The 19,953-nt window shown below is 63.6% G+C and carries 14 protein-coding genes; 12 read left to right on the top strand and 2 right to left on the bottom strand.

Translation table 11 applies throughout. The annotated features are described in order from the left end of the window. Positions 1 to 126: 126 nt before the first annotated feature. The 12 genes from OHL12_RS11020 to sseA all read left to right on the top strand — a co-directional run bounded on the left by OHL12_RS11020 (position 127) and on the right by sseA (position 15,937). Entirely contained in the window at positions 127 to 2,265 is a 2,139-nt protein-coding gene (locus OHL12_RS11020) for an alpha-1,4-glucan--maltose-1-phosphate maltosyltransferase (protein WP_263413861.1), read from the top strand. Between the two features lie 135 nt (positions 2,266 to 2,400). Next, on the top strand, positions 2,401 to 2,535 hold the full coding sequence (locus tag OHL12_RS11015; protein WP_263413860.1) for a hypothetical protein: 135 nt from the start codon (positions 2,401 to 2,403) through the stop codon (positions 2,533 to 2,535). A 211-nt stretch (positions 2,536 to 2,746) separates the two neighbouring features. Then, positions 2,747 to 4,864 carry an exopolysaccharide transport family protein gene (locus OHL12_RS11010; protein ID WP_263413859.1) on the top strand — a complete coding sequence of 706 codons (2,118 nt, stop codon included), beginning with the start codon at positions 2,747 to 2,749 and terminating at the stop codon, positions 4,862 to 4,864. Between the two features lie 23 nt (positions 4,865 to 4,887). Next, complete coding sequence (locus OHL12_RS11005; protein ID WP_263413858.1) at positions 4,888 to 5,610, top strand: polysaccharide biosynthesis/export family protein; 723 nt, start codon at positions 4,888 to 4,890, stop codon at positions 5,608 to 5,610. 45 nt (positions 5,611 to 5,655) lie between these two features. Beyond that, complete coding sequence (locus tag OHL12_RS11000; protein WP_263413857.1) at positions 5,656 to 6,933, top strand: glycosyltransferase family 4 protein; 1,278 nt, start codon at positions 5,656 to 5,658, stop codon at positions 6,931 to 6,933. A gap of 6 nt (positions 6,934 to 6,939) precedes the next feature. Continuing rightward, positions 6,940 to 8,322, top strand: coding sequence for a lipopolysaccharide biosynthesis protein (locus OHL12_RS10995; protein WP_263413856.1), 1,383 nt, complete (start codon positions 6,940 to 6,942; stop codon positions 8,320 to 8,322). Further along, on the top strand, positions 8,319 to 9,845 hold the full coding sequence (locus OHL12_RS10990) for an O-antigen ligase family protein (RefSeq protein ID WP_263413855.1): 1,527 nt from the start codon (positions 8,319 to 8,321) through the stop codon (positions 9,843 to 9,845). The genes OHL12_RS10995 and OHL12_RS10990 overlap by 4 nt, the downstream gene beginning before the upstream one ends. Next, a complete protein-coding gene (locus OHL12_RS10985; RefSeq protein WP_263413854.1) occupies positions 9,845 to 10,840 on the top strand; it encodes a glycosyltransferase family 2 protein in 996 nt (331 codons plus the stop codon). The genes OHL12_RS10990 and OHL12_RS10985 overlap by 1 nt, the downstream gene beginning before the upstream one ends. A gap of 164 nt (positions 10,841 to 11,004) precedes the next feature. Continuing rightward, on the top strand, positions 11,005 to 12,072 hold the full coding sequence (locus OHL12_RS10980) for a glycoside hydrolase family 26 protein (RefSeq protein WP_263413853.1): 1,068 nt from the start codon (positions 11,005 to 11,007) through the stop codon (positions 12,070 to 12,072). Positions 12,073 to 12,130: 58 nt separating this feature from the next. Continuing rightward, entirely contained in the window at positions 12,131 to 13,669 is a 1,539-nt protein-coding gene (locus OHL12_RS10975) for an ATP-binding protein (protein WP_263413852.1), read from the top strand. Between the two features lie 96 nt (positions 13,670 to 13,765). Continuing rightward, on the top strand, positions 13,766 to 15,019 hold the full coding sequence (locus tag OHL12_RS10970; RefSeq protein ID WP_263413851.1) for a glycerophosphodiester phosphodiesterase family protein: 1,254 nt from the start codon (positions 13,766 to 13,768) through the stop codon (positions 15,017 to 15,019). Positions 15,020 to 15,082: 63 nt separating this feature from the next. After that, entirely contained in the window at positions 15,083 to 15,937 is an 855-nt protein-coding gene (sseA, locus tag OHL12_RS10965) for a 3-mercaptopyruvate sulfurtransferase (RefSeq protein WP_263413850.1), read from the top strand. 42 nt (positions 15,938 to 15,979) lie between these two features. Here sseA and OHL12_RS10960 read toward each other — a convergent pair whose 3' ends face one another. Then, a complete protein-coding gene (locus OHL12_RS10960; protein WP_263413849.1) occupies positions 15,980 to 17,632 on the bottom strand; it encodes a VWA domain-containing protein in 1,653 nt (550 codons plus the stop codon). A gap of 101 nt (positions 17,633 to 17,733) precedes the next feature. Then, positions 17,734 to 19,953, bottom strand: coding sequence for a VWA domain-containing protein (locus OHL12_RS10955; RefSeq protein WP_263413848.1), 2,220 nt, complete (start codon positions 19,951 to 19,953; stop codon positions 17,734 to 17,736).

Genomic DNA, 19,953 nt, shown 5'->3' with positions numbered 1-19,953 from the left:
GGCGGAACCGGCATCTCATCCTTTCAGGGAAGCGATACTGTGTTCACAGCGTCGGATGCGCAGACGCCGCACACGGTCACGCCAGGGGCGCAACACGGCTAAGCCGTGGGAAAGAGCAGGTCTGTTTTGAAGCCGAACGAAGGTCGCAGCCGCGTCATCATCGAAGAAGTATCGCCAGAGGTCGACGGCGGCCGCTATGCCGCTAAGCGTGTTCTGGGCGACACGGTCGCCGTCACCGCAGCCATCTTTGGCGACGGCCACGACCATCTCGGCGCCCGGCTGCTGTACCGCCGTGAAGACGAAAAGACCTGGCGCTACGCACCGTTCGCGGAGCTTGGCAACGATCTGTGGAAGGCGGAGTTCACGGCCGATACGCTCGGCCAGTGGCGCTTTACCATCCAGGCCTGGGTGGACCACTTCGACACCTGGATTCATGACCTGCACAAGCGCATCGCCGCGCAGGGTACCGCGGATGCGGCCCATGCCACCAACCTGAACGAACCGCTGCCTGGCACGTCCACGCCGACCTCCGGGACCTCCACTTCCAGCACTGCGTCAGCTGCACTCAGCACCGCAGCGGCCGACGTCGCACTCGCCTTCCGCAGCGGGGCGATCCTGCTCGACAAGGCTTCGAGCCGCGCAACGGGTGAAGACGCCAAGACACTCAAGTCCGCCGCCGGCCGACTTCGCGTGATCGCGGAGCGTGCTCCCGAAAACGGCGTCCGCTATGACTTTCCGCTGGACGACGCCACGGTCGCGCTCGCGATGCGCTACCCCGACCTAAGCTTCATGACGACATACTCGCGCGAGGTTCCGCTGTGGGTAGATCGCAAGCGCGCCGAGTTCTCCTCCTGGTACGAGTTCTTCCCGCGCTCGCTCGGCAAGAATGGCGCTCACGGCACCCTGCGCGAGGTCGCCGCCTACCTTCCGCAGGTTGCGGCCATGGGCTTCGACGTCGTCTACATGCCGCCGATTCATCCCATCGGTCATGCCTTTCGGAAGGGCAAGAACAACTCCACGGTCGCTGAGCCCGGCGACGTCGGCTCGCCCTGGGCGATCGGTAGCGCGGACGGCGGCCACAAAGCCATTCTGCGCGAGCTTGGCAACTTCGCCGACTTCGACTACCTTGTCCAAACCGCGCAGGGTCTCGGCATCGACATCGCGCTCGACATCGCCTTCCAGTGCTCGCCCGACCACCCCTGGGTCAAGCAGCACCCCGACTGGTTCTCCATCCGCCCGGACGGCTCCATCCAGTACGCTGAGAACCCGCCGAAAAAGTACCAGGACATCTACCCCATTAACTTCGAATCGTCTGACTGGCAGGCGCTCTGGCAGGAGCTCTACAGCGTCTTCGCCTTCTGGGTCGACAAGGGCGTTCGCGTCTTCCGCGTCGACAACCCGCATACCAAGGCCCTGCCGTTCTGGGAGTGGTGCATCGCAGAGGTGCACAAGACGCACCCCGAAGTGATCTTCCTTGCCGAGGCATTCACGCGGCCGCACGTGATGTACTCGCTGGCCAAAGGCGGCTACACCCAGAGCTACACCTATTTCAGTTGGCGCAACACCAAGGCCGAGCTGACCGAGTACCTCGAAGAGATCACGCAGCCACCTGTCAGCGACTTCTTCCGCCCCAACCTGTGGCCCAACACGCCCGACATTCTTCCGAAGCCGCTACAGGTGCCCAACCCCGCGCTCTACTCGCAGCGGATCATTCTTGCCGCTACGCTGGGCGCCAGCTACGGCGTTTACGGGCCGGCCTTTGAGCTGATGGAGCACGAGCCCGCCAAGCCGGGCGCCGAGGAATACCTGAACAGCGAGAAGTACCAGATCCGGCAGTGGAATCTGGACGATCCAGCGGTCAAGGCAAAGAGCCTCGCACCCATTTACACGGTGCTGAACACCCTTCGCCGCGAACACCCGGCTTTGCAGACGAACAGCACCCTGCGCTTCCACCCCATCAGCAACGACAATCTGCTCTGCTACTCCAAGCGCCTGGGCGATGACATCGTGCTCTGTATCGTGAATCTAGACCCCGACGCGGTACAGACCGGGTTCACCACTCTCGATGTGCTCGCATTGGGCGTGGACAGTGGAGCGCCCTACACCGTCGAAGACGTTCTTACTGGCTCCACCTACATGTGGCAGGGCGCCCGCAACTACGTCTCGCTCGACCCCGCCAAGCAGCCTGCCCACCTCTTCATCCTGCGTCGCCAGACCCAGGCGAAGCAGCAGGACAGTGAGGCTGGAGTGCCCACGGCGCGATAAAACCCGCTACGGCGTGATCACTGCGGGTGAGGCAGACTAAGCTAGTAGGCAAAGGACAACATCCTGGCGCTCCTGCACCTCATCCTCTGGCTCATCCATGCCGTCACGCGGGCGTTAGCGTCCGCTATCGTCGACGTGTTCACCAGCCTTACCGGCCTGCTGATCGCGCTGGCGGCGGTGGTGGCGGTTGGCGTTGCGGTCGCCAGCGCCTTTGGCCTGGGTGGCCTGGGCCTCTGGTCGCGCCGCAAACGCAACGGCAACGACGCCTAGGTCGATCCGCGCAGACACCATAACAGCTCCCGCTCCGCCGCAAAGCCGTTTGGCTCATCCCCCAGCATCCGCGCGAGCCAGACGAAAAGTGAACCAGCGCGTGTTCCCCACGCGACTTCGGTACTGCCCCGTCTGCGGTGCAAAGGCTACACTGCGGCCCAAAGGCCTCTTCGTCGCGCATGCACCCTGTCCCCAACTCGCGGTATCGCGCTTGAACGCCGCTCCTGGCCAGACCAGGCTGCGCCAGATCGTGGTGGAAGCCATCTTTCGCCGCGGCCGCCTCTTCGCGTTCCTGGTTCTCGCCATCATGGCTGCGGTACTGGCGATCACCGTCCTGATCCCGCGACAGTACAAGTCCGAGGCCAAGCTCATCGTGCAGAACGTGCGCCAGGCCACACCGCTTAGCGCCACCGCACCCGTGCACCAGACCACGCAGGACGACGTGTCGCAATCCGAGATCAACTCAGAGGTCGACCTGCTGCAGAGCCCCATGGTTGCCCACATGGCGGTCGGCGCGCCGGTCGGAGGCGTCCAGACCAACAGGGCGCAGCAGGAGATCGATCGAGTCGCGCACCACCTCAAGGTCGATCCCGTCCACCAAACCAACCTGATCAACCTGAGCTACACCGCGCACACCGCCGACCAGGCCAATCGCGAACTACAGCGCGTGATCGATTCGTATTTCGAAGCCCGCGCCGGCCACAGCATGGGCGAGGGCGCCGCCACCTTCTTCAACGGTCAGCTCGAAGCCGCACAGCGTCAGCTCGACGCCGACCAGCAGGCCCTCACCGCGTACGGCCTCAAGCACGACATCAGCGATCTCGACGACGAAAAGAAGCTGCAGCTCCAGCGTGTCTCTTCCCTGCAGGATCAGCTCGCGTTGCTCGACAGCCAGATCGCCATGCAGCGCACTCGCAGTGCGCACCAGGAAGAGCAGCTCCAGAACACGCCCGCCCGCTCCCGCGGCATGGAACGCACCATCACCAACCAGTACTCGCAGGAGCGGCTCACCACTTCACTGGTCGACCTCGAAAACCGGCGCGCCGAACTCGTCCGTCGCTACGCTCCCTCCGATCGCCAGATCCTCGAGCTTGACGATAAGATCGCCAACACCAAGCTCGCCATCAGCGACGCTGCCTCCAAGCCGGCCGCTGAAAATGCGACCGAGGTCAACCCGGTCTATCAGCAGCTTTCCACGGCCGTTGCCATGTCGCAAGGTGAGCTGACCGGCTTGCAGGCACAGCGCTCCGTGCTGCAGCACCAGTTCGACCAGGCGCAGAACCGCCTCGATGAACTCGAGAAATCCACAACGGACGTCAACGCCCTCAAGCGCAACCTGGAGCAGGCCCGCACCGACTACAACCTGTACGCCCAGCGCAAGGCCGACGCACGCATCTCTGCCGAACTCGACAAGATGAAGCTGTTCGACGTTTCACTCGTGCAGCCGCCTTACTCCACGGGCGAGCCCATCCGCCCGCGTCCGGTTCTTTACGCCGTTACGGGTCTCGTCTTTGCCCTGCTCTTTGCCACCGTGGTCGTCGTCTATCTCGATACGTCCTCCGGCTTCCTCTACACGCCCGGCCAGTTGGACAACCTGACCGGCACACGAACGCTGGCCACCCTGGCCGACGCCAGCACCGCACCGAACGCGGACGAGATCAACGCGCTGGAATACCGTCGCCTGCTCTACAGCATTCACAAGAGCATGCAGGAGCGCCGCCTTGATCCGCATGGCTCCAGCATCCTGCCCCTGTACGATAGCCCGCATGGAGAGTGGCCGCGGGGAGTCATTGCCCAGGATGCGTACGTGATCGCCATCACGTCTTCCGTGCGTCACGAAGGTGTTTCGTACGTGGCCGAGCATCTCGCGCACGAGGCTGCCCGGCAGTTCGGTTCGCAGGTTGCGATTTTGGACGTTCGCGAAATGCTGCGCCGCTTCGAAGAGGACGGCACGATGCGTTTCGGCTTCGCCCTGCAGGAGCCCGGCAACTACTGGGTTCTTGCCAATGGCACTGCTCCCAACGCCGCCTGGCGCGAGATCGGCCCGCGCGGCAACTTCGCATCCCGCCTTTGCCCCTGGATCAACCGCGCCCGTGAGGAGATGGACCTGATCCTGCTCGACTGCCCCAGCAACGTCGAGTCCACGCTGGCAAGCGAAGTGGAGCCGTGCGTCGATGGCTACGTCGCCGTGGTGAGTGCGGGCCAGGTTCGCAAGGCTTCGGTCGACCAGCTTTCCGCCAGCCTGTCCGATCGCCGCGTGCCGCTGCTTGGCTACCTCCTCAACCGCCGGACCTACCCGGTCCCGCGCTGGCTGCACCGCCTCATCTGATCGCACACGAAAGGAGCCCGGAGATGTTTCACCGCCATTCGCTACGCCGCACCTGCACTCGCTGCGGCGCCGCCATTCTGATCGCAGGCGCTCTGTGCCTCTGCATGCGCGCCCAGACCACGCGCGACGACCCCAACGGCGCCGTACGCACCTCAGAAGCCATGGTCGGAACCAGTGGCGAGTATTTGCTGCGCCCCGGCGACGTCGTCCAGGTCAACTACCGGTTCACGCCCGAATTCGACGACACCGCAACCGTATCGCCCGACGGTCGCCTCACCCTCAAGAACATCGGGCTTGTTCCAGCGGCTGGAGGCACCGTTGCCGAACTGCAGGAGCACATCGTCAAGGCAGCCTCCACGCAACTCGTAAACCCGGAAGTCACGGTCACGCTCAAGGAGTTCGAACGGCCTCAGATCACAGTCGGTGGTGAAGTGAACTTGCCCGGCCACTTCGATCTACGCAAGCCAACCACCGCACTTGGCGCCATCCTCATGGCTGGCGGCCCCAAACAGGATTCCGCCATGAACCACGTCTTCCTGTTTCGTCGCATCAACGGGGAACTCGCGGAGACGTTCGTCCTCCACCTGAATCACCTGCACGAAGGCGAACACACCAAGGACGACATCCTGCTGAAGCCAGACGACATGATCCTGGTCCGCCACGACAAGCTCTCAACCGTCGAGCGCTATATGAAGCTGGTCAATCTCGGCGTCTACTTCAACCCCGTAGGCAACGGCCTCTTTTAGAGCCGCTCTGGGGCGCAAGCCCGAATGTGCTGACTCGCTGCCCGCATGAATCTGCTTCTCATCGCCTACGAGTGCTCCCCGTATCGCGGCTCCGAGTGGGCCGTTGGCTGGGGACGCCTGCTGCAGGCGGCGCGCGTTGCGGACGTCCATTGCATCGTCAGCGAAACGAACTTTGCAGACCTCGAGCGTGCCCGCATGGAAGGCCTCGTTCCCGCGAACGCGCATATCCATACCCCGGCACCGGACGCAGAGCTCCGGCGCCTCGAGCAGCAGCCTGTTCACTTCGACTACAACTACACCGCCTACCATCACTGGCACACGCTGGCCTTTGCTCTCGCGCAGCAACTCCACCGCGAAGTCGGCTTCCACGTCGCGCACCAGAGCACTGTCTGTACCGTCCGCGAGCCCGGCCTGCTCCACCAACTCGGCATCCCGTTTGTCTGGGGACCGTTTGGCGGCACGCAGAACTTCCCCACGCGCATGCTCGGTGTGCTGCCACTGAGCGAAGCTGCCAAAGAACTCGCCCGCACACTGCTCAACAAAGTGATCCTGCGAACCAGTCCCAGCATTCGCACGGCCGCGCACCGTGCCTCTGTCATCCTCGGCGCCAACACAACCACGGTGCGCGACATGCAGCGCATCGTCCCGGGCAGCAAGGTACAGCGCCTGCTTGAGACCGGGCTGAACGAGGTTCCCGAGCCCGACCGCACTCGTTTCCTCCAGCGCGTGGAGGACGAAGAGCAGAGAAGACATCCGCGTCCTCTGCGCATCCTCTGGAGCGGCCAACTCCGCCCACGCAAGGCTCTGCCCATTCTGCTGCGTGCCCTCGCGGTGCTCCCGGCCGAAGTTCACTTCGAGCTCGACATTCTCGGCGACGGTCCCATGCTAAAGCAGTGGAAGCACGAAGCCGACGCAATTCCAAGCGCGAACCCCGTGCGCTTTCTCGGGCGCCTGCCGTTTCAGCGAGCCGTACAGGCCATGCAGACCGCCGACCTCTTCTGCTTCACCAGTCTTCGAGACACCAGCGGCAACGTGGTCCTGGAAGCCTTGGCGGCCGGCGTTCCCGTCGTTTGCTTCGACCACCAGGGCGCGCACGACATGGTCGACGAGACCTGCGGCATCCGCATCCCTGTGACCACACCGGGTCGCGCCATTGCAGACTGGTCTGCCGCGATCCACAAGCTCGCGACAGACCAGCATCGCCTGCTCGCTCTAAGCCAGGGCGCCACCGAGCGGGCCCGTCAGTTCCTCTGGTCTGTGAACGGTGACCACGTCAACTCCATTTACTTTCAACTCGCCGCGCGCGCAGCCGATACACCATAGAACCGCATGGACACAACCACCGGATCCATCGCGCACGCCATCCAGGTTGAAGAATCGGCCGAACTTCCGCTGCCCGCGCTCGCCATTCCCGAAACGCCTTCGAACGCGCCCACGGGCAGGGTCACCCGCCTCGTCGCTCTCGTTCGCAATCGCCTCAGCTACGCCCTGGGCGACCAGGTGGTGTACAGCTTCGGCAATATGGTGGTAGCCGCCTTGCTCAGCCGCCACGCCGGCCCGCGCACCTTCGGCATGTACATCCTCACCCAGCGCACGCTGGACATCCTCATCCAGCTTTGCAACACGCTCTCCTGGGCGCCCTTCACATTCAACCTGCCGTCCACCGCCGCCCACCGGATGGCGCGCTATCGCGGCAGCGTCCTTCTTCAGCAAGTCATCGCGTCCATGCTCTGCCTTCCGCTGATGGCTTTGGCGGCGCGCTGGGCCAGCACACCCGGTCGCGGCGTGTACTACGGAACCTTTCATCCACTCATCGTCACCGGCGGCATCATCCTGTTCCGTGAGTTCAACCGTCGCATGTACTTCGCCGACATGCGGATGCGCGAAGCCTTCTGGACCGAAGTTGCGACGGTCGCGCTGCAGATTGCCGGCGTCGAATTTTGCTTCCGCACCGGTCACCTCGATGTACCGCATACTCTCTGGGCGCTTGCCAATGGCGCCGGCATTGTCGGCCTGTGGTGGCTCGCGCGCGAACTCCGTTCTGTGTCGCTGAGCCTCCGCGACCTCGTCCGCGACACCGCTCTGAACTTCCGTCTTGGCCGCTGGCTGCTCGGCTCCAACTTCGTCTTCGTCGCCTCCAACCAGGCGAACCCGTGGATACTCAGCGCCGTCTTCGGCGGCTCGAGCGTCGGGGCCTATGCTGTTTGCGAGAGCATCGTGAACATCCCGCGTGTCGCCCTCGTCAGCCTGCAAAATGTCTTCGCGCCCGTGCTCGCGCGTGCCTACGCCGAGGGGGGCAAGCCGATGCTTCGCCAGCGCGTCTCCCGCATCGACCGCATGCTCACGCTTGGCTCCGTTGTCGCCGCTATCGGCATCACTGCCTTCGGCCCATTTGCCGCGCGAGTCATCTTTGGCAAGAGCATCCCGGCAGAGGCCCGCACCATCCTCTTCTTCCTCGGCTTGAACTTTGTCGCCTTCGCCGCGACCATGGCTCAGGGCTACGCTCTCTCCGCCATCGATCGGGCCGGCTCCACGCTGCTCGCGAACCTCGTGGGTCTCGTCGCCCAGGCCGCGGCCGCGTTCCTGCTCGTCTCCCGTTTCGGAGTTCCCGGTGCCGCCGCCGCCCTCTGCCTTGGAAGCGTGGTGGTGCTTTTCGTTCGCCAGGTGTTCTACAACAGGGAGATCTCTCCAGCCCTCGGTGCGGCGTCATGACCACGCTTCCCAAATCGGCACATCGCGGCGCGCTCACCGCAGGGCAGCAGCGCGAAGCGAACCGCTTCACCGCCGCCTCGGCCGCTCTGCGCCGTTCCAAGATGTGGCTCGCGCTTCTGCTCGGCATACTCTTCTGGTTTTCCGTGCCATACAGCCTGCCGCGCCATCAGCCCAACGCCAACGCCACAGTCCAGGAGGCCGACAACTCCGAGCAGTTTCAGGGCGCGATCAGTCGCCAGCTCGCCGTTCCGGCTCTCGCCTTGTGCGCCTGCTTCATGCTGTGGCGCTACCCGGTGCGCGGCGTGCCCGGTGGCCGGCTGCTCATTCTCATCTGCGTTTACGTGGTCTGGGCTCTCAGCAGCACAGCATGGAGCGAAGATCCGTCACTGACCGCGAAACGCCTTGCCGTGTTCGCGATGGACTGCTTCGTCACGTATGCCCTGGCGCGTACGCTGTCCACCATGGAGATGGCGCTTGGCGCCACCATCGCGATGTTTGTCACGGGTGTTTTCTCTGTCCTTGCAGACATCTTCCTCATTCACAGCTTCAATCCGGCCGACGCGGATTACCGCCTGCAGGGCGTGATGACGCCGAATCAACAGGCCATGAACCTGGTGGCCTGCGCCCTGTGCTGTGCCGCTCTCATGCTGCGTCGGCCGCGATGGGTTCCATGGCTTTCAGTGATCCTTCTCTCCACTCTCGCCATGCTCTGGATTACGCGGGCCCGGATCGGAACCATCCTCTGCATCGTTCTGCTTGCGATTGCGCTCAACAAACTCCTGCGCGACCGCGTTCGTCCCCATGTGCGCGTTGGAATCCTGCTGGTCCTGCTGTCGATCGTCGTTCCGTTGCTGGTGTTCGTCGTCGGCAACAGCGGTGGTGACGCGGCGCAAACCGCCTTCATGATGGGCCGGCACGATACTGAGAACACCTCCAATCTGTCGAACCGCCTGCCCCTCTGGCAGGAACTGCTGGACTCGGTGGAGGAGCGTCCGGTTCTCGGCTACGGCTACGGTGCCTTCTGGACAGAGCAACGTGCCGCCCGCATCAGCCACGACCAGGGCTGGCCCGTGCCCCACGCACACAACACATATCTCGACCAGGTCATCATCCTTGGCGTGGTCGGTGGCGCGCTGTATCTCGCCATCATGGTCTCCGCCCTGGTGGTAGCCTGGCGGCGCTACCTGCATCTGCGTTCCAGCAGCAACCTGCTGAACGCCATGCTGCTCACCTGGCTGGTTCTGCTCAGCAGTTCGGAATCGGCGCCACTCGATCCGCACATGCCGACCATGCTGGTCTACATCGCCGTATTCCGCATGTGCCTGCGTGAGGGTTCGGTCGACATGGCAGACCCTGAGCCGGACCGACCGATCGTTGAAGGCATCGACGCGGCAACCTTCACCGTCACCCAGCCTGCACCGGCTGTTTCACCAGTCGCGCGGGCAGGCCATGGCACCGGCGAACACAAAGTATTCCCATCGCGCCACGCGTCCCTGCTGGCCGCTCAGCGGAGGCCTTCCTGATGCCTTCAACCGCCGCCCCCGCAGGCTCGGAGCGCCCGGTTCAGCCCGGTCTCATCTCGGTCATCATTCCGACCTTCCGCCGCTACGAAGATCTGCGCCGTGCCGCTGCCAGCTCCGTTGCTCAGACGCACCCGGACGTCGAGGTCCTCGTGGTAGCGGATGGCCCGGATCCGCTCGCTAGCGAAGCCGTGCGCGGGCTCGGCCCGCGCCTGCAGTATTTTGAGCTGCCACACAATGCTGGTCCTGCGGCAGCCCGCAACTTCGGCGTGCAGCACAGCCGTGGCGAATGGCTCACCTTCCTCGACGACGACGACACCATGCTTCCGGAGCGCCTCGCGCGCCAGTTCGCCGAACTCAACCCGGCGGAGCCGCACTGCATGTCTGCCTGCCGCATGATCTATCGCCACGGCAACCGGGAAGACGTCTGGCCCGCACGGCCGCTGGCACCCGGCGAGGATCTGGGCGACTACCTACTGATCCGTCCCTCGTTGCTCGGCCGCCCGGGTGTGCTCTCGCTGCAGTCGCTGGTCATGCACTATTCCGTCGTTCGGAACGCTCCGCTCACCGACCACGCCGATCACGAGGACTGGGCATGGCTGCTCGAAGCCTGGAACTACGCCGATGCCCGCGTCCGCTTTCTTTGGGAGCCGCTCGTCACCTACACCATCGCCACGGAAAGCACCACGCGCTCGCGCCGTGCCAACTGGCAGGACTCTCTCGATTGGGCAATGCGCTATCGCGGCTGGCTCAGCCACACCGCCTTCAACTCGTTCCTGGCCAGCAAGGTGGCCCTGAAGGCGAAGCGAGCCGGTTCCTGGAGCGGGCTACGGCAGGTATTCCGTCTCCTTCGCGGTAACCACCCCCGCCTTCTCGATCTTCTCTTCTTTTTTGGCATATGCCTGGTGCCCAACAGCGTTGCGCACGGTGCCTGGAAACGATCTCTCCGCGCCTCCTCTTCGCCGGCCGAGCCCACGCCCGCTTCACGATCTCTGTAAAGCTCAAGCGTCGTCCTGCCGAAAAGCTCAGGAAGAGCGAAGACTTCTGTTCGCCGCCGTGGCACGACCGTGTCATTGCCGCGCCGGTTCGGCCACCTGTACTTTCGGGCACAGCGGCCCCCCACGTGAAATCTTCCTCAGCGCCAAACAGGACTCACCCACGTATGAAAGCCGCGATCCTCGCCGTAGGTCTCTTTGCCGCAACCCTGGGCATCGCCACTCCAGCCCTGCGTCGGGCGCAGGGAACCGTTCCCGAGGTCAACCTGCAGGACAGCCAGCCTTTGCCGCGTGCTCACTACGGCCGCCGCCTGGAGCCCGCGGGCAACACGGTCCTGCATGGTGCAGGCCAAACCGATTGGGCCAGCTTTGCTGCGTATCGTAACGCCGTCGCACCCGCGCAGCCCGTGGTCTTCATGACCTATGTCGACCTGCGCGACGACCTACCCGGCTTCTTCGCGCAGCTTCGCGGCACTCTCAGCACCGAGCCCGCGCTCACCCCGCAAATCGGGCTTTCGATGAACCGCGGCCAGGCGCAACTGCACTATGAATCCGAAACCGCCGCAGGCACCGACGACTACAGCATCGGCCAGCTCTGCAACGGCCTGCAGAGTTTGCATCGGCCCGTTTTCCTTCGCCCAGGCTATGAGTTCAACGGCTCGTGGAACGGCTACCAGCCCACCGCGTATGTGGCCGCATTCCGTCGGATCGCTTCGCGCGTTCACGCCTGCGCGCCACAGACCGCCATTGTCTGGGATTGGTCCGTCGATGCGGAACTCGACACCGAAGCGGGCGGCAACACCGCTCCCGCCAACTCACGCTGGCAGGCCTTTTACCCTGGCAGCAGCAGCGCCAGCGATGTGGCCGATTCCGTCGACTGGTGGGCTCTCAACCTCTTCACCTCGGCAGGCATTCGCTCGGCAGCCGCGGAGCAGTTCCTGCAGGCTGCCGCAGCCTCGCATCATCCCGTCATGATTGCGGAAAGCTCACCACGCGGATACAACGTGACCAGGTCGAGCAACGTCTGGAGCGATTGGTTCGCGCCGTACTTCGCCCTGGTCCACACCCATCCAGGCATCCGCGCCTTCTGCTACATCAATTGGGACTGGTCCGCTTACCCGCAGTGGTCCGATTGGGGCAACGCTCGCATCGAAACGGCTCCGCCCACACTGCAGCGGCAACTTCGCAACGAGCTGACTCGCCCGCTCTATAACGCTGCCCTGCCGAGGTCATAGCGAGCCGCGACCGGCGCCTGCTTCCAAGGCCGATTCGCGAACCCGTAAACTTGCCTGCATGGAGCAGGCGTTGCAGAACGCGAACCAGGTGGGACCGGCAACCCCGGAAAAGATCCGACGCCAGATGGCTCAGTCAACCCCGGAAAAGATCCGACGCCAGATGGCTCAGTTCTTTGAGGCCACCTCGGACGCGGTAGCCTTTCTTGACCACGACTACAACTTCACCTATGTGAACCGGCGCGCCCGTGAGGTTCTTGCGGCCAGTGGGAACATCCTCGGCCGGTGCATCTGGGAGGTGTATCCCGACGCGGCCGCGCCAGACACACCTTTCTGGATCAACTACCACCGCACCATGGACGAGGCCGTCGCCACTCACTTCGAAGCCTTCTACCCCGAACCGCTCAACAAGCTCTTCGACGTCCACGCCTTCCCGTCAGACGACGGCATCATTCTGTTCTTTCGCGATATCACCGACGAGCGCCGCGACAAAGAGGAACTCATCCGCCGCCGAGAAGAAATGGAGCGGCAGTTTGCCGAGATCGAAGCTGTCTACCGCACCGCTCCCATCGGCCTGGCCCTGTTTGATCTGGACGACTACCACTACCTTCGCCTCAACGATCGGCAGGCCGCCTTCTTCGGCCTCAAGCCTGAAGAGATCGTCGGTCGCACCTTGATCGAGATGGCGCCCATTCCGGGCCTTCGCGAACTGTTCGACCAGGTCGCGTCGGGCGGCCCACCGGTCGTCAACTATCCGCTTGAAGGAACGCTGGTCACCGACCCCGACGATGAATACCGCTATTGGACGGTCAGCTACTTTCCAGTCACGGGAGCCGACGGCACGATCCAGGGCATCACGGCCGCCTCGCTCGAGGTGACGCAACAAAAGAAGGCCGAGCTTGCCCTGATCGAGTCGGAAAAGCTAGCCGCCGTGGGCCGTCTCGCTTCTTCCATTGCGCACGAGATCAACAACCCGCTCGAAGCGGTGATGAACCTGCTCTACCTGGCCTGCAGCACTGAAACGCTGGAAGCGAGCCGCGAATACCTGAGGAGCGCCGACCACGAATTGCGCCGCGTTGCCGCCATCGCCAGCCAGACCCTTCGCTTTCACAAGCAGTCCAGCAGTCCGCAGCAGTTCACGGCGGAAGTCCTCATCAACAACGTGCTTTCTGTCTACCAGGGCCGCATCGTCAACGCCGGTGCCAACATCCACACCCGCTACCGTGCCGCGGCGCCGGTCCGCTGCTTTGAGGGCGAGATACGCCAGGTCATCGCCAATCTGCTTGGCAACGCACTCGATGCCATCCCCCGCGATGGCAGCATCTTTCTTCGCGCCCGCGAGGCGCGTAATCAAGCGACCGGCGAACGCGGTGTGATCATCACGGTGGCCGACAACGGCCAGGGCATGAGTCGCGAAACCCTGGCCAAGATCTTCCGCCCCTTCTACACCACGAAGGGCATCCTGGGCACCGGTCTCGGCCTCTGGATCAGCAAAGAAATCATCGACCGGCACCAAGGCAACCTGCGCGTCCGCAGCACTCCGGGCAAAGGCACCGTGTTCCAACTGTTTCTTCCAAGCAGCGGTCCAACCACCCGATAATTCTGCTTGCCTCAACCGCGCGCCCGCCGTACACCGGCGGGTACCTTCACCAGATCTTCATGGCGCATCCTCTCTTTCGGCGTTCATACTCCAGCCATGAAGCGCGCTCTCTTTCTGCTCGGGTTCGTTTTCGGCGTCCTGCTGCCTCTGGTCGCACAACAACCCGGCAGTGCCGCGCCCGCATCCGCCTCGAGTATGCCGGCCGACACCGTGACCAAGCCGAATCCGTTCCTCACGCTTATGCAAAAGGCCGCGGCGCATGCACAGCAACACGGCGCGCTCACGCCCGTGCTGTCACCGCTTGACCGCACCGTCGCGCCCGCTGCCTTCACGCCGAATGCACTGGAGGCGCAGCGCCACCTGACGGCAGAAACGGTGCCCGTCGACGCGTTGCACCGTAGGGGTGTTCGCATCGTTCCCTGGACCACCAATGACCCCGAGCAGATGCGGGCCGTCATCCGCACCGGCGTCGACGGGCTCATCAGCGATCGCCCCGATCTGCTGCAACGTGTGGTTGCCGAGGAACGCGCCGCAACCCCGAACGACCCACGCTGGAAGACTTTCATCGTCAGTGCTCACCGCGGCGGCCGGGGCCTGCGGCCTGAGAACACGCTGCCCAGTTTTGAAAGTGGCCTCGATCAGCTTGCCACGGAACTCGAGACGGACACCGGCGTCTCCACCGACGGAGTTTCGCTGATCTCGCACGACCAGTTCTACAACCCGCAAAGCTGCCGCCGCGCCGACGGTAAGCCCTACACGCTGGACAACCGGATCTACCTCAAAGACGTCAGCACGCAGGAAGCACAGCACACGCTCATCTGCGACAAGCTGCATGCGAGCGCCTTCCCCGACCAGCGCAACGACCTGGCGCTCTCACCGGTCGCGGTCGCCTTCAGCGAGCACGAGCACCGCCCGCATCCCTACGCTCCCACCTACGCCGCCGAATTGTTTCGATTCGTCGCCTTCTACGCCGACTACTACACGAACGGCCCCGGCAGAAACACACCGCACGCAGCCGAGCGAGCCGCCAACGCCCGAACCGTTCACTTCAACATCGAGACCAAGCTTTTTCCCAATGACCTGCCGCCCGAGGTGAAGCGCATGCAGGAACCTGGCGTTCCGCTCGAACTGATTCAGAACCACACCCGCGAGCCACAGGCCTTCGTCGATGCCCTCGCCGGCACCATTCAGCGCGAACACATGGAATCCCGCTGCGACATCCAGAGCTTCGACTTCCGTACGCTCCTGCTTGTCGAAGAACAGTATCCGAAGATCCTGACCGTCTATCTCACGCAATCTCCCACGTTGCTCCGCACCGCCTTTACGCCGGCCGCCCTTCGGCCGGAATAGTTCGGCAAAGGCGACCGTAACGAGCCAGCGCGCAGTCCACGGATGTCGGCTAAGGTATTCCGTATGGACGTGCTGGTGGATGTGCCGTGGGTCGCCGAGCGGTTGGATGCGGGCGAAGTTTTGTTGCTGGATGCGACGCTGCCTCCGGTTGGCGTGGTTCCCAAGGTGGACACGCGGGCCCGCTACCTAGAGAAGCATTTGCCCGGCGCGGTTTTCTTCGACATCGACGCGCTGAGCGACCGCGACACCACGCTGCCCCACATGCTTCCTCCGGCCGATCGCTTCGCAACGGACATGGGCGCGCTCGGCGTTGCCTCTGCGGGTCCTGATCAGGGTGGCAAGACGCTGGTGGTGTACGAACAGGCGGGCGTCTTCAGCGCGCCCCGGGCCTGGTGGATGTTGCGCGTCATGGGTGCGGCCGATGTCCGCGTGCTGCAGGGCGGACTGGCCGCTTGGGAGGCAGCGGGTCTGCCTTTGGAGCAGGGCGAGGTCGAGCACGCGCCGCAGCAGTTCCATGCCGTGCTCGACAAGAGCCAGGTTGCCGGCCTGCCGGACCTGATGCTGGCTCTGGAACGGGGAGAGCAGGTGGTCGATGCGCGCAGCGCAGGACGATTTGCAGGATCTGCGCCGGAGCCTCGCGCGGGCCTGCAAAGCGGGCACATGCCGGGAGCGCTCAGTGTTCCATACACCGAACTGGTCGCCGACGGACGTCTGAAGCCCCTGCCTGACATGGCGGCAGTCTTCGCAGCGCACGGCGTTCACGTGGAGCGGCCGGTGATGACCACCTGCGGCTCCGGCGTAACCGCCGCGGTCCTTGCATTGGCTCTTGAACTTTGCGGTGCAAAGCAGGTGCGGCTGTACGACGGGTCATGGGCGGAATATGCATCACGCCCATGCGCTTCCATCATGAAGGGCTGACTCGCACCAGCTTTAGGACCGACACCTAGCGGCGCCCCTCTGCTACGGCTGTGTGGTGGACGCCGGAGGTGTCGTCGCTGTAGCGGCGGGTGCCGGTTTCGCCACCGCCTGCTGATTCGGGTTGAGTGCATAATCCGCAGTACCGATGCGGCCCGTGGAGGCTACGCGGACCACAAACCGGGCGCGAACGGCCTGGGGGTTGTGCTTCAGCGTTACGTTGAAGTCGATGGCGCGCTCCAGTCGGCCCGTTGGCGCCACATCGGAAGGCGCGGCGACCTTGATGTTTTTCGCGATGGGATCACCGACCGGCTTGCCTTTCTTGTCGAAGGTCGTCGCAAGCAGGATCACCTCGCAGCGGCGCGGCTCGGTATCGGTCGCCAGCGTCCAGTTCAGGCCGCGTGAATCCACGTGGATCGTGAACTTGTCGGGGTCGTTCGGATCCGGGTGCAACGTGATCGGCACACCGTCATAGGCCATGTTGCTGCTGTTCGCCGCAGCCAACTCGGTGAAGAGCCGGTTATTCGTTCCCTGCGGGTTATACCGGGCCGGCCCGCGCTGCGGGTAATAACCTTCGCGGGTTACCGCGTGATAGTCCGGATTGTCGAAGGTGACCTTGATCCGGCGGAACTTGTTTGGATTGTCGGCCGCGCCGGTGGGACGGTACGTAAGCGTGTAGAAGCTTGCCCCGTCGCGGATGCTGGTGCCGATCTCGGCGTCTACATCGTTGCGGCCGTAAAAGGTGCGGCCACCGGTGGCGCGCGCCAGCTTGTTGAACTCATAGCTGCCGCCGAACGGGTCCCAAAGCGCGGCGTCCCTGCCGTAAGCGTTTGGGTCAATCTGCACGCCGGCGGGATCGATCGTGTACAGCGTCACGCGAGCATCGCGCAGAAGGTTCACCGTCTGCTGCACCACGTTTTCCACGCGCTGCCGCTGATCCAAGGCAACGTTCTGCAGGTTCAGGTTCGGAAACCCGCGGCCGATCCAGATCATATTCTTGTGGCCGGGATGACCCTCCGTGGCCTGCGCGACACGTTGTAGCGAGAGGAATGCCTGCGAGTAGCGTTCGGCCAGCCACCCAAAGTTGTGCGCCTGCCAGGGATACGCGGCGAAGTGGTGATCCAGCGCGTTCAGGATTGCGCCTTTGTCCTGCGTGTAGTCCTGCAGCACATCAAATTTCTGCAGCGAGACCGCGATCAGCATGGTCGGCTCGTCCAGCTTGCCCGGCTGCCGCTCCAGGTACTTCTTCAGCGAATAGCGTGCAAACGCCATGTCCTGGAAGAGAGTGTTGAATTCGTCGAGCAGGATGATGTTGACCGGCGCTCTTGGTGCCACTCGATCCAGGTCCGCGGTGGAGTTGATCGCCGCATCCGCGGGCGGTGTAAACGTGCCGGGCGCGACAAAGTTCAGGATCGTCTGCGGAGTGTCTTCTTCCGTAACGTGGAAGTCCTCCTTCTTCAGGCCCGGAACGATGTTGCCCTTGCCGTCGAGCACAACGGTGTCCAGAATCACCAAGCGGGAACTCGACCGGATGGTCGCGACGGGTGACTGGTCGCCCTGATTGGTGGACGGAGCGGATGTCTGCGGCGCGCCCGTTGTGGCGGGCTGTTGTGCCGAAGGGGAGCTTGTCGGTGCCGGGCTTTGAGCCACGAGCGAGAGACTGAGCAGGAGCGAAAGCGAAGGCAGCAAACGGCGCATCGAGTGTTCTCCGCCTACAGACTAGACCGATTTCGCAGCGGCGAGCAGTCTTGATCTGCGTTAGCGCTTACGGAGAACCGCACCACACCGACAGCGCATACTTAGCTGCCGCTGGCCGACGCCGCCGGTTGGGCCGCAGGTGCAGCCGGAGGCGTGGCCGGGAGGATGCGCATCGCAAGCCGCGGAAATGTGAAAGCTCCCCCAACGTCGTCGATCACGTTGACCTGGCAGATGTAGTCGCCCGGCTTGAGTCCGGTGAGTGGCACGTCGAAGGTGAAGCCCACCGCGCCGCGCTCCGGCTCGTTCAGCACATCGGTGCTCACCAGCGGTGTTTCCAGCACTTTGGCTCCGTTCTGCAGGAACTCGACGGAGGTGAGCACGTGAACGCCGCCCGCCCCCGGTCGCGCCCTCAATCCGCTAGTCTGCGCAGCGGCCTCGGTGGCAAGCTGCTGCTGTGCTTCCTTGGAGAGCTTGGCGGGGTCGTACAGCTCGTACAGCAGGTAGACGTGTGCGTCCTGCCGGAACACGTGCGGAACATTGGGCAGGAACTGTTCGTTGTTCTGCACCAGCGGATTCGCTGGTGTGCTTTGTGTGCCACGATGTCGTCCCGCATCCGCCGGCGCAGCCGGTGTGCGCTGCGAACTGAGAACAACCGAGGACAGCTTGATCGTGCTCTTGCGTTGATCGGGGACAAGAATGTCTGTCTCAAACGAGCCCATGTTTCCGGTCTCGTTTTCGCGAACCACAAACTTCACGTGGTAGTGGCCGGGTGCCAGGCGAAAGCTGGTGCCGTACTGGATGTTGCGGCGGGCGGCACCGGCATTGCCGTCTACCGAAAGCTTCACCGTTTCACGAGCATTGCCGACGGCGATGCCCTGCGCGTTCTTTACTTCCCCGGCAATGTCGATTGTCGCTTTGTCCTGATCCTTGGTGCGCGTGAACGGAATAGCAGAGCCCGGGACGATCAGCGACATGGGGACCGTGTACAGGTTCGGCTGCTCGCGGAAGAAGAACGCTTCCAGGTACAACGGCACGTCAACGGCGGGTGAATCGCTGCGAAGCTGCTCGTTCAGGGCAGCCTCGCGATCTTCTGTCTTCTGGTGCTGGAAGTCGGCGGGAGCATAGTAGCCCGGCCGGTACTCCAGCTTCGCATCGGTGCGGTTCAGCTTGATCTGCAGCTTGCGAAAGCGACCGTCGCGCGCGTGGTCGGTGGAGCGGAAGCCCAGGATGTAGTACGCCTCGGTGTCGTGCTGGATCTGCTGGAAGGCGGGCGCGAAATCGTTGCTGTCGCCGAAGAACTTGCCGCCGGTGTCGCTGGCCAGCGTGGCGAGCAGCTCCTGCGATCCGGCGTTGGCGTCCAGCCTGGACTGCATCGTCGCGCCGCTGAACGGGCTGTTGCCGCGCGTGGACGCCTGCGACGCGTCACCAAGCGGCGGCAGGGCCTGCAGACCACGCGAATCGACCGTGTAGATAGCCATGTTTGCGCGCGCCGCGGCGTTGGTGGCGGAGCGGATGCTGGCCTGGTTTTCGACACCGTTGCGCGACAGTCCGCCTGAGAAGTAGAGCATGCTCTTGCGCTGGTCCACACGTTCTAACGATTTTGCAATCGTTTGAATGGCGTACAGTTCGCGGTCGGTGTTCAGGTTGTTGTACTCGGTGTCGTCCGCCTGAAAGGCATTCGAGTCGTCACTGGTGTTCTCTGTGCTGGTCGCGGTCGATCCTGCCGCCAGGCCCGCCGAATCGGTGGACCCATTGAACTTGCCTACCGTGGCAAGCAACGCCTGCTTGTCGGCGGTGAAATCGTGATCGAGCGAGAGTGTGGTGCCGAGCGAAGCCACCGCGACCAGATCGGCGGGCGCCATCCTCTTATTGATGTAGTCGTTCGCTGCGTCCACAGCCCGGTCAATGTCGTCCGGCTGCATGCTCGCCGTGTCAAAGAAGAGAACGATGAGCCGATGATCGCGAAGCTGTGCCGTATCCGAGCCGAGCGAACGATCGAGCATCTGCGCGATGGTCGGCGTACTGCCAGAAACGGTAGCCTCATTCAGCCGCGCCGCTTCGTCCACCGTTTGAAAGTCAAAGGAGACGATCTGCTGCGGCTTGCCATTCTCCGTGATGGTGAAGTCAGAGGCCTTCAGGTTGCGAACGGGCGCGCCCGTCTTCTTGTCACGGACCACAACGTTGGTGAGGACGATGTTGCTGTTGACGCGCAGAACCGGCGTGGGCTGGTCCTGTTGCGCGTGCATCTGCGGAACAGAAAGCAGGATGCCCAGCAAGGTGGCCGCAGTCGCGCTGCGTGAGGAGAACAGTTTGTTGTGCAT

Source organism: Terriglobus aquaticus, from assembly GCF_025685415.1.
GTDB lineage: Bacteria > Acidobacteriota > Terriglobia > Terriglobales > Acidobacteriaceae > Terriglobus > Terriglobus aquaticus.
This window is presented reverse-complemented; position numbering and strand designations above follow the sequence as displayed.

Excerpts from the sequence above, each read along its gene's own strand:
- OHL12_RS11005 (WP_263413858.1), top strand. The coding sequence starts at position 4,888 with ATGTTTCACCGCCATTCGCTACGCCGCACCTGCACTCGCTGCGGCGCC.
- OHL12_RS11000 (WP_263413857.1), top strand. The coding sequence starts at position 5,656 with ATGAATCTGCTTCTCATCGCCTACGAGTGCTCCCCGTATCGCGGCTCC.
- OHL12_RS10995 (WP_263413856.1), top strand. The coding sequence starts at position 6,940 with ATGGACACAACCACCGGATCCATCGCGCACGCCATCCAGGTTGAAGAA.
- OHL12_RS10990 (WP_263413855.1), top strand. The coding sequence starts at position 8,319 with ATGACCACGCTTCCCAAATCGGCACATCGCGGCGCGCTCACCGCAGGG.
- OHL12_RS10985 (WP_263413854.1), top strand. The coding sequence starts at position 9,845 with ATGCCTTCAACCGCCGCCCCCGCAGGCTCGGAGCGCCCGGTTCAGCCC.
- OHL12_RS10980 (WP_263413853.1), top strand. The coding sequence starts at position 11,005 with ATGAAAGCCGCGATCCTCGCCGTAGGTCTCTTTGCCGCAACCCTGGGC.
- OHL12_RS10975 (WP_263413852.1), top strand. The coding sequence starts at position 12,131 with ATGGAGCAGGCGTTGCAGAACGCGAACCAGGTGGGACCGGCAACCCCG.
- OHL12_RS10970 (WP_263413851.1), top strand. The coding sequence starts at position 13,766 with ATGAAGCGCGCTCTCTTTCTGCTCGGGTTCGTTTTCGGCGTCCTGCTG.
- sseA (WP_263413850.1), top strand. The coding sequence starts at position 15,083 with ATGGACGTGCTGGTGGATGTGCCGTGGGTCGCCGAGCGGTTGGATGCG.
- OHL12_RS10960 (WP_263413849.1), bottom strand. The coding sequence starts at position 17,632 with ATGCGCCGTTTGCTGCCTTCGCTTTCGCTCCTGCTCAGTCTCTCGCTC.
- OHL12_RS10955 (WP_263413848.1), bottom strand. The coding sequence starts at position 19,953 with ATGCACAACAAACTGTTCTCCTCACGCAGCGCGACTGCGGCCACCTTG.